Raw genomic sequence first — 12,898 nt, 5'->3', positions numbered from 1 at the left:
CCATCTTGCGACAGGGTATTTTCTTATTTTTTATTTCTGATAAGCGCGAGGCGCTTTTTTGCAATGTTTTAATTTTTTACTTCAAACTACAGGATCATACCGCCGAAGAGGAAACCAAATCCGACAGCTAATACCACACCAATTGTACCAGGGATAAAGAATGGGTGGTTGAAGACTAATTTACCGATACGAGTTGTACCTGTGTCATCCATTTGAACTGCCGCAACCAGTGTTGGGTAAGTTGGCAGGATGAACAGACCAGAAACGGCAGAGAAAGAAGCAATTGCAGTTAATGGAGATACACCTAAAGCTAAAGCCATTGGCATTAACGCTTTCGCTGTTGCTGCTTGAGAATATAACAGCGCAGAACAGAAGAAGAAGATAACCGCTAATAACCAAGGATGACCAGTGATTAAGTCACCTGCAGTCAGTTTGATCCAATCGATGTTGCTTGAAACGAAAGTATCACCTAACCATGCAACACCCAGAATACAAATACATGCACTCATACCTGCTTTAAAGGTACTTGAGTTTAGGATGTTGTCAGTTTTAACTTTACAGAAAACAGTGATTAAGGTTGCAACACTCAGCATGATGATAAGAATGGCGTTAGTGGTGTTCATTAACGGTTCTTTCACGATACCTAAGCTTGGGCTGTTGATGATTGCATAAGTTACAACACAGACAACACCCAGTAAGAACAGCATTACAGATGATTTAGCACCTGCTAATGTTTCTCTACGTGCTTGGCTACCACGTAACTCAACCAAACCTTGTTCTAAACGCTCACGATAGACAGCATCATCAGACAGTTTTGAGTTAAATACCCAAGACACGATGAATGACATCAGAATGATAGCAAGGAAAGTTGCTGGTAATAAGATAGACAGCAGAGTGATGTAGCTTACTGTATTACCTTCACCGACCATTGCTGGGTTTTCCATGACAGATGCCATGTAAACAACCGCAGCAGAGATAGGCGATGCAGTAATACCGATTTGAGCTGCAACAACACCAGTTGATAAAGGACGGCAAGGTTTGATGCCTTGTTCTTTTGCAACTTCAGCGATAACTGGCAGTGTTGCTAAAGAGATGTTCCCTGTACCTGCGAATAGTGTTAAGAAATAAGTCACAATTGGTGCAAGAATAGTGATGTATTTTGGATTACGTCTTAACAGTTTTTCAGTTTGGCCAACAAGGTAATCCAAACCACCAGCAACTTGCATTGCAGAGATTGCGGCAATAACAGCCATAATGATGGAGATAACATCAAAAGGGATTGAACCAGGTTTAACACCGATAGCAGCTAAAACTAAAACCCCTAAACCACCGGCAAACCCGATACCAATTCCCCCAAGTCTCGCACCGAGGAAAATGGCCAGCAGAACGATAATCAATTCTACGGCTAACATAGCGTTTACTCCTTGAGATAATTAAAAAAATGAGAAAGATAAGTTAAATTTTTGTTTTTACAATCAAGTAAAAAGGCACGTCTCTTAAAGAGTCCGTGCCTTGTATTTTTAAGAGCTCATTCTTATGTTTAACAGTGTCATGTTATAAAACACAATTATTAATCATCGAAGCGTTTTGCTTTGTAAGCCGGGTTTTTTAAGTTCTCAATAGAGAAGATATCATCCAGTTGTTCTTCGGTTAATAAACCGCGTTCTAGAACAACTTCACGTACGCTCTTACCTGTTTCTGCACAAATCTTACCAACGATGTCGCCGTTATGGTGACCAATGAATGGGTTCAGATAAGTCACGATACCGATTGAGCTAAATACGAAGTGTTCACAGATTTCTTTATTCGCAGTGATACCATCAACACATTTTTCTACTAAGTTACGGCAAGCGTTGCTTAACAGAGAGATTGATTCGAACATTGCTTGACCGATAGCGGGTTCCATTACGTTTAATTGTAATTGACCTGCTTCAGCAGCCATAGTCACACAAGTGTCATTACCGATAACTTTAAAGCAAGCTTGGTTAACAACTTCTGGAATGACTGGGTTTACTTTAGCTGGCATGATTGAAGAACCTGCTTGTAGTTCTGGAAGATTGATTTCTTTCAGACCTGCACGAGGACCAGAGGACAGTAAACGTAAGTCATTACAGATTTTAGACATTTTCACAGCTAAGCGTTTTAATGCGCCGTGAACCATCACATAAGCACCACAGTCAGAAGTTGCTTCAATTAAGTCTTCTGCTGGAACACAAGCTAAACCAGTGACTTCTGCCAGTTTTTCAACAGCCAGTTTTTGGTAACCAGGTGCTGTATTCAGACCAGTACCGATAGCAGTTGCACCTAAGTTCATTTCTAACAGTAACTCAGCAGTGCGTTTCAGGTTTTTGATTTCTTCTTTCATCAGTACAGAGAAAGCATGGAATTCTTGACCTAAAGTCATTGGTACAGCGTCTTGTAATTGAGTACGACCCATTTTCAGGATGTCTTTGAACTCAACCGCTTTTCTATCAAAACCTGCTTTCAGCAGTTCGATAGATTCAGTTAATTTGATAACAGAGTTATAGACCGCTACACGGAAACCACAAGGATAAGCGTCGTTTGTTGATTGGCTCTTATTGACGTGGTCATTTGGGTTTAGGTATTGGTATTCACCTTTTTGATGACCCATTAATTCCAGACCGATGTTTGCGATAACTTCATTGGTATTCATATTTAATGAAGTACCTGCACCGCCTTGGAATACATCAACTGGGAATTGATCCATGTGTTTGCCTGTTTGTAATACAACGTCACAGGCTTTGATAATCGTATCAGCGATTTCGCGAGGAATAGTGTGAAGTTCTTTGTTTGCTAATGCAGCAGCTTTTTTCACCATTACCATACCGCGGATGAATTCTGGAACATCATTGATGGTACGATCACTGATGTAGAAGTTTTCAATAGCACGTAAAGTGTGGACGCCGTAGTAAGCCTCAGCAGGAACTTCTCTTTTACCTAACAGGTCTTCTTCGATACGAGTTTTATTTGACATGAGAACCTTCTTATTAAAATTTTAACTGTCTAGTTATGCGCTTGTTAATAAAATATATCGTTAACGGTTAATAATGTAATATAACTTACCGTTTTGCTTGGTACTGACATGATCATATTCGGGTTGTGAACAAATACCTTTAAGCTGGATCACTTTATAAGTAAATAACGTCTAAATATTTTCTTTTTGTGATCTATCTCATGGATTTTACAGTTCTACTTCTCTTTTTAATGCCCCTTGAAAAGGAGTATTAGGCTCCCCATTATTATGTAGATAAACTAAGAAAAAGCGAGTTCGTAAACCATCACCTTAGATGTAGTTCACACTCCTTTCTATTAATAATATGAATCTTTTTTATAAAAAGGAGAACCAAGTGCGTTGGCTCCCATTAATTATTATCTGCCTTCTTATCTATATAGAAGCCGTTATTTTCGTCAATGTAGCATCTTCTATTGGCGTTCTTACAACACTGTTCCTTGTGGTGCTGACTTCTTGTGTTGGTGTCTCACTGGTAAAAAATCAGGGCGTAAAAAATATTGCTTCAATGCAACAAAAACTAGCCGTGGGTGAAGTACCTGCAGCTGAAATGGTGAAAAGTGTTTCGTTAATACTGGCAGGTATTTTACTGCTGATCCCAGGCTTTTTTACGGATTTCTTGGGCTTGCTGTTGTTATTACCACCATTGCAAGCGCTATTAGTGACAAAACTGATCTCTCGAATTCAAGTTTATTCAGCAGGTCATGGTCAAAGTGGATTCTCTTCTCATCAGAATGGCACCACATTCGAAGGCGAGTTTCAGCGTAAAGAGGATTCACCGAGTAACCAACTGAATAATAAGACGGAAGATCAGGATAACGACCATTTTTCTGACAAAAAATAATAAGCCGAAAGCATAATCAACTGAAATGGGGAAAATTTGAAAAAAAATCACACTTCTCCCCTTGAAGTTTTACTGGATGCCCCCACCTGTATCGTCATGGTACTGGTTCATCTTGGGCACTGGTATCAACCTTAATCCTGATATGGACTTTTTTATAGGAGCACTATTAATGAAGATTCGTCCATTACATGACCGTGTTATTGTTAAACGTAAAGAAGTCGAAGCTAAATCAGCAGGCGGTATCGTACTGACTGGCACTGCGGCGGGTAAATCAACTCGTGGCGAAATTTTAGCCGTAGGTCAAGGCCGTATTATGGAAAACGGCGACGTTAAACCGCTGGATGTTAAAGTTGGCGATATCGTAATTTTTAACGACGGTTATGGCGTTAAAACAGAAAAAATTGATAACGAAGACGTGCTTATCATGTCTGAAAGTGACATTTTAGCAATTGTAGAAGAATAATTTTTCTCTTTTAAGATCTTCTTAAACTGAACGAATTCAAAGGAAATATACGATGGCAGCTAAAGACGTCAAATTCGGTGTAGATGCTCGTAATAAAATGTTACGTGGTGTTAATGTTCTTGCAGATGCAGTTAAAGTAACTTTAGGTCCTAAAGGTCGTAACGTTGTTTTAGATAAATCTTTCGGTGCACCTGTTATTACTAAAGATGGTGTATCTGTTGCTCGCGAAATTGAACTCGAAGATAAATTCGAGAACATGGGCGCACAGATGGTGAAAGAAGTTGCTTCTAAAGCCAATGATGCGGCAGGTGATGGTACTACAACTGCAACAGTATTAGCACAATCAATCATTGCCGAAGGCTTAAAAGCAGTCGCCGCTGGCATGAACCCAATGGATCTGAAACGCGGTATCGATAAAGCTGTTGTTGCAGCAGTCGAAGAACTGAAAAAACTGTCTGTTCCATGTTCAGATACTAAGGCGATTGCTCAAGTTGGTACCATTTCTGCTAACTCTGATGAAACCGTCGGTACTCTGATCGCGCAAGCGATGGATAAAGTAGGTAAAGAAGGTGTTATCACCGTTGAAGAAGGTACTGGCTTAGAAGATGAGCTAGATGTTGTTGAAGGTATGCAGTTTGACCGCGGTTATCTGTCTCCTTACTTCATCAACAAACCTGAAACGGGTACAGCAGAATTAGAAAATCCATTCATTCTGTTAGTTGACAAAAAAGTTTCTAACATCCGTGAATTACTGCCTGTCTTAGAAGGTGTTGCTAAAGCTAACAAACCTCTGCTTATTATTGCAGAAGATGTTGAAGGTGAAGCACTGGCAACATTAGTTGTGAACAACATGCGTGGTATCGTTAAAGTTGCTGCTGTTAAAGCACCTGGCTTTGGTGATCGCCGTAAAGCAATGTTGCAAGATATCGCAACATTAACTAACGGTGCGGTGATTTCTGAAGAAATCGGCATGGAGTTAGAAAAAGCGACATTAGAAGACTTAGGTCAAGCAAAACGCGTTGTTATCAACAAAGATACAACAACGATTATTGATGGTTTAGGTGATCAAGACGCAATCAGTGGTCGTGTATCTCAAATCCGTCAACAAATCGAAGATGCGACTTCAGATTATGACCGTGAAAAATTACAAGAACGCGTTGCTAAATTAGCTGGCGGTGTTGCAGTCATTAAAGTGGGTGCAGCAACTGAAGTTGAAATGAAAGAAAAACGTGCTCGTGTTGACGATGCTCTGCATGCAACTCGTGCAGCAGTTGAAGAAGGTGTTGTCGCGGGTGGTGGTACTGCTCTGGTTCGCGTTGCTAACGCTCTGCGTGAGATGGTTGGTGATAACGAAGAACAAACAGTCGGTATCCGCGTTGCATTACGTGCAATGGAATCTCCAATGCGTCAAATCGTTGCTAACGCAGGTGAAGAACCCTCTGTTGTTGTAAACAAAGTGAAAGCAGGTGAAGGTAACTACGGTTATAACGCTGCAACTGATGCTTACGGCGACATGATTGATATGGGTATCTTAGATCCAACTAAAGTCACTCGTTCTGCACTGCAATTTGCTGCATCTATTGCAGGTCTGATGATCACAACAGAAGCAATGATCACAGATTCACCGAAAGATGACAAAATGGACTTAGGTGCTGCTGGCGGTATGGGCGGCATGGGTGGAATGGGCGGCATGATGTAATTCATCAGCTAACTGTTTTACACGAAAAACCCGAGCTTAGGCTCGGGTTTTTTTATGTCTAACAACGCTTCACGAATTGTTGATTGCTATCCAAACAGATATCTATGGGAGTAAAGATTCGAAATCAGAGAAAAAATTTGAAATGTAGATAACAATTTAAGCCCAGACAATGAAGTGACGCTAATGACTAACGTCATTTCGTCGGCGAGAGTCTTTTTATGTCGTTTTTACTTCAGAAGTTTCTAATAATTTATTTTTTATATAATTAGAAACAACTTATTTCTTTACAACTAGACAACAGATCGTTTTTACTGCATCGCTTAAAAATAATTAAATAATTGGGGTGTTCACCATGTCTGTCGTCGCCATCGTGCTTATCTTTCTTTTTGCCGTCATTGTGAGTGTATTTATCTCTCGATTACTGTCAGAAAAAGTTCCTTTACCATTGATCCAAATAGCTGTAGGCGCTTGCTTATCGATTTTTGGTTTTGAGGTGACTTTTGATCCACATCTTTTCTTATTTCTCTTTATTCCGCCATTGCTGTTTTTAGATGGTTGGCGTATTCCCAAAGAGGCACTATTTCAAGAGATTAAACCAATTATGTCATTGGCGATTGGTTTAGTCGTTGTCACTGTCATTGGCATGGGCTTTTTTATTCATTGGCTTATTCCGTCTATTTCGCTTGCGATTGCGTTCGCATTAGCCGCAATTTTATCACCGACTGATCCTGTTTCTGTATCTGCAATGACTGTAAATTCACCACTTCCTTCGCGTATGACTCATATTTTAGAAGGGGAATCGTTACTGAATGATGCAACAGGTTTAGTTTGTTTTAGCTTTGCGGTTGCAGCTGCATTAACAGGATCTTTTTCTATTGCTTCCGCAACAGGACAGTTTTTAGTTGTGGCTTTAGGAGGGGCGGCAATTGGTTTAATTGTGGCGGGTATTATTGGGCGATTTAATCAATTTTTGGTAAGACGCACAGGTGAAGATCCGGCAATCCAAATTTTGATTAGCTTATTAATGCCATTTTTTGCCTATCTATTGGCAGAGCATTTCCATGTATCTGGGATCTTAGCGGCAGTGGTTGCTGGTATTGCAATGCACTACGAAAAAATTGTTGGTCGTATGCAAGCCGCCACCCGTATGCAAAGTAAAGCGGTTTGGGATACGGTTCAAGTTGCACTTAACGGCATGATTTTTATTTTATTAGGTGAACAACTTCCAGCAATGTGGAAAATTTTACCTGAAGTGACGCAATCAGCTGGGGCGACTAATCCTTGGGCTGTTTTAGGTTACATTATTGTGATCACTGTGGGGCTTGCCGTACTGCGTTTTACATGGGTATGGGTATCGATGTCACTCACCGTTTTTCGCTCACCGAATAAACGCTTATCTCGTCATGACCTGCGTTTAATGGCGATTATGGCAACGGCTGGAGTGAGAGGTGCAATTACTCTTGCTGGTATCTTAACACTTCCTTTATTGATGACTGATGGCTCGCCTTTCCCAACACGTGATCTTGCCATTTTTATTGCCATGGGCGTTATTCTCTGTTCATTATTAATCGCCACAATCGCATTACCAATTTTAACGAAAGGGTTGTCAGAAGATTTACCGTATGAAGATGATGAAATTCGTACTCGTTTAGCGTTAAACGAAGCAGCCATTGCACATATTAATGAATTGATGAATCAGCCTTGTGAAGATCTCGATGAAATGTCATTGCGTATAGAAGCGGGCTCTCATTTATTAGAAATATACAGTCGTCGTCTTGATAGTGAAGACAGCGTGCAGGAAGGTGCACTTGATCTTAAACGCTTGTTTAGTATGGAACGTAAATTATCTCGTAGTGCATTAAAAATTGAGCGAGATGCGTTACAACAACTGCGCAAATCTCGTCATATTAGTGAGCATATTTATCATCGTTTACGACATGAATTAGATTTAAAAGAGGAAGCACTGAATCATCATTTAAGTTAATTGGGGCAATATTATCTTCAGATAGCGGTTTGCTGTCTGAAGATTTTTTAAAAAATGCACTAATTGTGTGTTCATTCTCGCACTGTGTAGGCTGAAAATAGGCTAGACCGTTTTAAAAGCCTGAAAGCGGTGTAGAATAGAGGCAATTGCTTTGTCTATCTCAAAGCTGAATTTGTACGTTAAAATAAGTTTAAAGCGAAAATAATATCTTAAAGCTATTGGCTAATGTGAGATAGCAATGATGATTTATTTTTGCGCATAATAGGGATGACAAGGTATATTGTTGTCGTGACTAAACGGACACTCAAATAAATGAGGGGATCATGCGAATTAAATTGTTATTGGGAGCTGCTGCAGCGTTGTTATTAGCAGGCTGTTCTGCAACAAACACATTAAGCACTGCGGGCTCACAGGTACAAATCACTGATACGCAACCAGGCAGCGAATGCCAATTATTAGGAACAGTGACAGGTGTTCAAAATAACTGGTTATCAGGTTCCCGTACTGAAAGCCAATCACTGCGAGGTGCTGCTAACGATTTACGTAATAAAGCAGCGGCAATGGGTGGTAACGTTATTTTTAACGTTGGTACTGGCGCAGGTAGCTTTGTTGATAGCTTTGCACCATTAGATAGCAAAATGAGTGGACAAGTTTATAAATGCCAATAAGGGCATTTAATTTATTCACTATTTATTAGTCTACTAATAGATAAAAAAGCTGTAGTCACTTCATCTATTTGAATTGCGCTACAGCTTTTTTGTTTTTGTGATATTGATTATTGTTGGCGTAACCCAAGATCTAACAATGTTTTACTCGGTTCACCACCAATTTCACGCGTGAGTTTAGGAACCATATAGCCTGAAACTAAGCTCATTAATGCTTTCATAATTTCTCTTGCTTCACTGTCTGGCACCATAAAGTGAGCCGCACCTTGCACTTTGTCTAGAACATGTAAGTAATACGGCATAACGCCAGCATCAAATAGTGCGCGACTTAAATCCGCAAGGACTTCAGCACTGTCATTAACGCCTCGTAATAACACACCTTGATTCAATAACGTGACATTGGCATTTTTGAGCTTTGAACAGGCTTCTCTTAATGCATCATCAATCTCATTGGCGTGATTGGTGTGCAGTACCATGATATTTTGTAAACGTGATTGTTGCAGGCGTTTGCATAGCGTGTCAGTAATACGTGCAGGAATAACCACGGGTAAGCGAGAGTGAATACGTAAACGCTTAAGATGCGGAATAGCTTCTAATTGTGTTATTAACCAATCAAGCTCATCATCTTTCGCCATAAGAGGATCGCCTCCAGAGAAGATGATTTCATCGAGTTTTGGGTTATTTTTGATATACTCTATTGCCTTTTGCCAATTCGCTTTGTTTCCTTTGTTATCTTCATAGGGAAAATGACGACGAAAACAGTAGCGACAATTGACAGCGCAACCACCTTTGACCAGAAGCAATGCACGATTCTGATATTTATGTAATAAACCTGGCACCGCATTTTGTTGCTCATCTAACGGGTCCGTAGAAAATCCCGGTGTTATGGTAAATTCAGCATTTGCAGTTAATACTTGTAAAAGTAATGGATCGTTAGGATCGCCTTTTTTCATGCGTGCAACGAATTCACGGGGAACCCGTAGCGGAAAAAGCCGTCGCGCCTGAGCCCCTTTTTGGAGATCAGCGTGATGTTCCAACGCTAAAAGTTGGAGTAATTCAACAGGATCACTGATTGCCTGCGCGAGTTGTGTTAACCAGACTTCTCTGGTGGGGTGATTATGAGTTACAATGTGTGCCATTTTTTGGCTATGCCATTTTAAATTAAAAAAGTTAGAGGATATTCATGGCTTCTTATAATACCAACGATTTTCGTTCAGGTCTTAAAATCATGTTAGATGGCGAGCCAGCCGTCATTACTGAATGTGAATTTGTTAAACCAGGTAAAGGTCAGGCATTTGCTCGTGTGCGTCTGCGTAAACTGATTTCTAACAAATTACTGGAAAAAACATTTAAATCTACAGATTCTGCAGAAGGTGCAGATGTCATGGATATCAACTTAACTTACCTGTACAACGACGGTGAGTTCTGGCATTTCATGAACAACGAAACCTTCGAACAATTAGCCGCAGACGAAAAAGCGGTTGGCGATAATGCTAAATGGTTAATCGACCAAGCTGAGTGTATCGTAACACTGTGGGATAATCGTCCTATCGCTGTTATTCCACCAAACTTTGTTGAATTAGAAATCGTTGATACTGATCCAGGCCTGAAAGGTGATACCGCAGGTACAGGTGGTAAACCAGCAACATTAAGCACCGGCGCAGTAGTTAAAGTACCACTGTTTGTACAAATTGGTGAAGTTATCAAAGTTGATACTCGTTCAGGTGAATACGTATCGCGCGTAAAATAATCGTATAGATTATTTTACTGAGTGTAACGTTAAGTACAATAATTAATTACCGCAGATAATGTTAACTATCTGCGGTATTTTTTTATTTTAATTTATAAATATTGATTAATAGGCGGTATTTTCTTTCTGAAAATTTGAGTGATTTGTATTACTGCATTATTTAATTTTTTGTGTTATTATTTTGTTTCTAATTTATTTATCTCTTTATTATCTTTGATGCCAAAATAGAATGTTAGATTCAATATTGGAATTGGTAAAAAATAACCATTTTCTTAGAATAAGCGTGTAGGTTGTTTTGGTAAAGATAATCCACAGCAATATTTATTTAAGTTATTTTGACTTTCCTTTAAGAGATATTGAAGAGTATAGATAAAAACATTAATCCTGTAATATTATTGATCTTTATTTTATATTTTAGTTATACTAGGGAAACCCTTTCAATATAGACATTTACTTTGATATATCTCTTTTGTTTTTTTATCATTTCAATTTATGACATAATAAAATCAGCTTATTTTCTAAGTTAATCATTTTATTTATAGAATACATTTCCATTTCCATATCTTTATTTCTTCTTTTTTGTAAATTTCCCATATTAAAATACAGAGAATAGAATTTTAACCTATACTTTATTTAGGTTAAGTGTAAATAATATTTTTTGTGATTTTCTTTTAATTTAAATATTATCAATGACTTATATTTACCAGTGGTGCTTAAATTAATTAAGGAAACTATATGGAAAATAGAATGATTATTATGGGGGCTGATCCTTCTGGATTTGAATTAAAAAATACGATTAAGTCTTATTTATCAGGAAAACATTACACGATAAAAGATCTCACAGAATCAGCTCCTATTGGCTATTGTGATGTCGGTGATAAAGTTGGAGCGATAATTTCTGAACATCCTGAATATATTGGCTTTGTTTTCTGTGGTACAGGAATGGGCGTGAGTATTAGTGCGAATAAACATAAAAATGTTTATTGTGGTGTTTGTGAAAGTGTGACCAGCGCTCGTTTTTGTAAAATTATAAATAATTGTAATATTCTTGCTATGGGTGGTTTATTAATAACACCGTTTAAAGCTCAAATGATGGTTGATGCCTATTTATCTGCGACCTTTACAGAAGGTTTTTCAGAAGCAGCACCGGAAAACTTACAATCTGGCTTAAATTCAATGAAAAAAATAGAGAAAAAAATTTATAAAAATTAAGTCATTCATATTGTTTACTTTTATGAGCCTGAATTTTCAGGCTTATTTTTTATTAAGTGATATATTTTGCTTATTAAATAGATAAGGGTTTAGTATCTATACTAGATAATAAATAAAGCATTTTATGACTTAACAATTAAATTAAAAGTAGGTGAACAATGGAACATCAACACTCTGATACAGTAAATGCCCCATTACGTATTACCTCTAAAACCCGTGATGTTGGCAGGATTGAAACTTATCGTGCTTTACCTGATAAAAAACAACGCTTAATTGGACCTTGGTGTTTTCTTGACCATTTAGGCCCCACCGTTTTTAATGACACTGTCGATAAATTAGCTATTTCGCCTCATCCTCATATTGGGTTGCAAACCTTTACTTGGATGTTAGAAGGGGAAATTTTACATCGTGATAGCCTAGGTTTTCAGCAAGTTATTCGACCTCAACAAGTGAATTTAATGACAGCTGGTCACGGTATTAGCCATTCAGAAGATACTTACGGTGATAAAAAAGAAGTCCATTTGGCTCAATTATGGATAGTGTTACCAAACGATAAAAGAAATATGCCACCGCGCTTTGATCACTATCCTGATCTCCCTAAATGGCTAGCCGATGGTGCTGACTTCACGTTACTAATCGGTGATTATCAAAGTCACAACTCTCCCGTATTATGTTTATTACCCATGGTTGGAATGGATATTATGGCAAAACATGCCACTCGCATTCCTTTATCATTAAATCCTAAATATGAATATGGTTTTTTTGTCTTAACGGGAGAAATGACAATAAAAGGGGAGACTTTTATCGCAAATGAACTTGCTTATATTGGGATACAAAACGCTGAGTCATTAACGATAGAACTAAGTGATAATGCTCAAATTCTTTTCTTAGGTGGTGAACCTTTAAATGAAAAAATTTTGATGTGGTGGAATTTTATTGGGCGTAGCAAAGAAGAAATTCAACAAGCAATCACCGATTGGAATGCGGGCAGTGAGCGTTTTGGTAAAGTGGTTAATGATGAAAGAACACCGCTGGTATCGCCGTTAATGCCTTAACTTTATGCTATAAAAGAAAATATTAATATTCCGTGTTTAAACTTAGCTGAGTTATCTAAAGATAATTCAGCTATTTTTTCTTTGTGTTCCACCATTTTTGACATCTCATTAGAGTGACGACGAAATGGGTGTTGAGAACTCATCACTTACTGTCAACGTCATTATTGTCGATACGTCATTCTTAGTCCTTTCTTA

General features: G+C 38.4%; 11 protein-coding genes. 8 read left to right on the top strand and 3 right to left on the bottom strand.

Going from position 1 to position 12,898, the window contains the following annotated elements:
• Positions 1–86 precede the first annotated feature (86 nt).
• Positions 87–1,412 (bottom strand): anaerobic C4-dicarboxylate transporter, encoded by a 1,326-nt coding sequence (locus tag DK865_RS17745; protein ID WP_023582951.1) that lies wholly within the window; start codon positions 1,410–1,412, stop codon positions 87–89.
• Positions 1,413–1,570: 158 nt separating this feature from the next.
• The gene (aspA, locus tag DK865_RS17740; RefSeq protein WP_023582950.1) at positions 1,571–2,995 is read right to left on the bottom strand and encodes an aspartate ammonia-lyase; all 1,425 of its coding nucleotides are present in this window, start codon (positions 2,993–2,995) and stop codon (positions 1,571–1,573) included.
• Positions 2,996–3,368: 373 nt separating this feature from the next.
• Here aspA and DK865_RS17735 point away from each other — a divergent pair, with 373 nt between their 5' ends.
• From DK865_RS17735 to DK865_RS17715, 5 genes are all read left to right on the top strand, one after another.
• Positions 3,369–3,875 carry an FxsA family protein gene (locus DK865_RS17735; protein ID WP_036914053.1) on the top strand — a complete coding sequence of 169 codons (507 nt, stop codon included), beginning with the start codon at positions 3,369–3,371 and terminating at the stop codon, positions 3,873–3,875.
• A 169-nt stretch (positions 3,876–4,044) separates the two neighbouring features.
• Positions 4,045–4,338 carry a co-chaperone GroES gene (locus tag DK865_RS17730; RefSeq protein WP_036914050.1) on the top strand — a complete coding sequence of 98 codons (294 nt, stop codon included), beginning with the start codon at positions 4,045–4,047 and terminating at the stop codon, positions 4,336–4,338.
• 52 nt (positions 4,339–4,390) lie between these two features.
• Positions 4,391–6,037, top strand: a complete 1,647-nt coding sequence (groL, locus tag DK865_RS17725) for a chaperonin GroEL (protein ID WP_109392457.1) — start codon at positions 4,391–4,393, stop codon at positions 6,035–6,037.
• A gap of 352 nt (positions 6,038–6,389) precedes the next feature.
• Positions 6,390–8,021 (top strand): Na+/H+ antiporter, encoded by a 1,632-nt coding sequence (locus DK865_RS17720; RefSeq protein ID WP_109392456.1) that lies wholly within the window; start codon positions 6,390–6,392, stop codon positions 8,019–8,021.
• A gap of 323 nt (positions 8,022–8,344) precedes the next feature.
• A complete protein-coding gene (locus DK865_RS17715) occupies positions 8,345–8,689 on the top strand; it encodes a DUF4156 domain-containing protein (RefSeq protein ID WP_023582946.1) in 345 nt (114 codons plus the stop codon).
• A gap of 107 nt (positions 8,690–8,796) precedes the next feature.
• Here the strand turns inward: DK865_RS17715 and epmB are convergent, their stop codons facing one another.
• Positions 8,797–9,825, bottom strand: a complete 1,029-nt coding sequence (gene epmB, locus DK865_RS17710; RefSeq protein WP_109392455.1) for an EF-P beta-lysylation protein EpmB — start codon at positions 9,823–9,825, stop codon at positions 8,797–8,799.
• Between the two features lie 44 nt (positions 9,826–9,869).
• Here epmB and efp point away from each other — a divergent pair, with 44 nt between their 5' ends.
• The 3 genes from efp to DK865_RS17695 all read left to right on the top strand — a co-directional run bounded on the left by efp (position 9,870) and on the right by DK865_RS17695 (position 12,703).
• Positions 9,870–10,436, top strand: a complete 567-nt coding sequence (efp, locus tag DK865_RS17705; RefSeq protein WP_006536168.1) for an elongation factor P — start codon at positions 9,870–9,872, stop codon at positions 10,434–10,436.
• A gap of 735 nt (positions 10,437–11,171) precedes the next feature.
• A complete protein-coding gene (locus tag DK865_RS17700) occupies positions 11,172–11,648 on the top strand; it encodes an RpiB/LacA/LacB family sugar-phosphate isomerase (RefSeq protein WP_023582943.1) in 477 nt (158 codons plus the stop codon).
• Between the two features lie 158 nt (positions 11,649–11,806).
• Positions 11,807–12,703 carry a pirin family protein gene (locus tag DK865_RS17695; RefSeq protein WP_109392454.1) on the top strand — a complete coding sequence of 299 codons (897 nt, stop codon included), beginning with the start codon at positions 11,807–11,809 and terminating at the stop codon, positions 12,701–12,703.
• The last annotated feature ends 195 nt before the right edge of the window (positions 12,704–12,898 follow it).

It is taken from the genome of Proteus cibi (assembly GCF_003144405.1).
Taxonomy (GTDB): domain Bacteria; phylum Pseudomonadota; class Gammaproteobacteria; order Enterobacterales; family Enterobacteriaceae; genus Proteus; species Proteus cibi.
This window is presented reverse-complemented; position numbering and strand designations above follow the sequence as displayed.

Coding starts and splice junctions, on each gene's coding strand:
- DK865_RS17745 (WP_023582951.1), bottom strand. CDS start 1,412: ATGTTAGCCGTAGAATTGATTATCGTTCTGCTGGCCATTTTCCTCGGT.
- aspA (WP_023582950.1), bottom strand. CDS start 2,995: ATGTCAAATAAAACTCGTATCGAAGAAGACCTGTTAGGTAAAAGAGAA.
- DK865_RS17730 (WP_036914050.1), top strand. CDS start 4,045: ATGAAGATTCGTCCATTACATGACCGTGTTATTGTTAAACGTAAAGAA.
- groL (WP_109392457.1), top strand. CDS start 4,391: ATGGCAGCTAAAGACGTCAAATTCGGTGTAGATGCTCGTAATAAAATG.
- DK865_RS17720 (WP_109392456.1), top strand. CDS start 6,390: ATGTCTGTCGTCGCCATCGTGCTTATCTTTCTTTTTGCCGTCATTGTG.
- DK865_RS17715 (WP_023582946.1), top strand. CDS start 8,345: ATGCGAATTAAATTGTTATTGGGAGCTGCTGCAGCGTTGTTATTAGCA.
- epmB (WP_109392455.1), bottom strand. CDS start 9,825: ATGGCACACATTGTAACTCATAATCACCCCACCAGAGAAGTCTGGTTA.
- efp (WP_006536168.1), top strand. CDS start 9,870: ATGGCTTCTTATAATACCAACGATTTTCGTTCAGGTCTTAAAATCATG.
- DK865_RS17700 (WP_023582943.1), top strand. CDS start 11,172: ATGGAAAATAGAATGATTATTATGGGGGCTGATCCTTCTGGATTTGAA.
- DK865_RS17695 (WP_109392454.1), top strand. CDS start 11,807: ATGGAACATCAACACTCTGATACAGTAAATGCCCCATTACGTATTACC.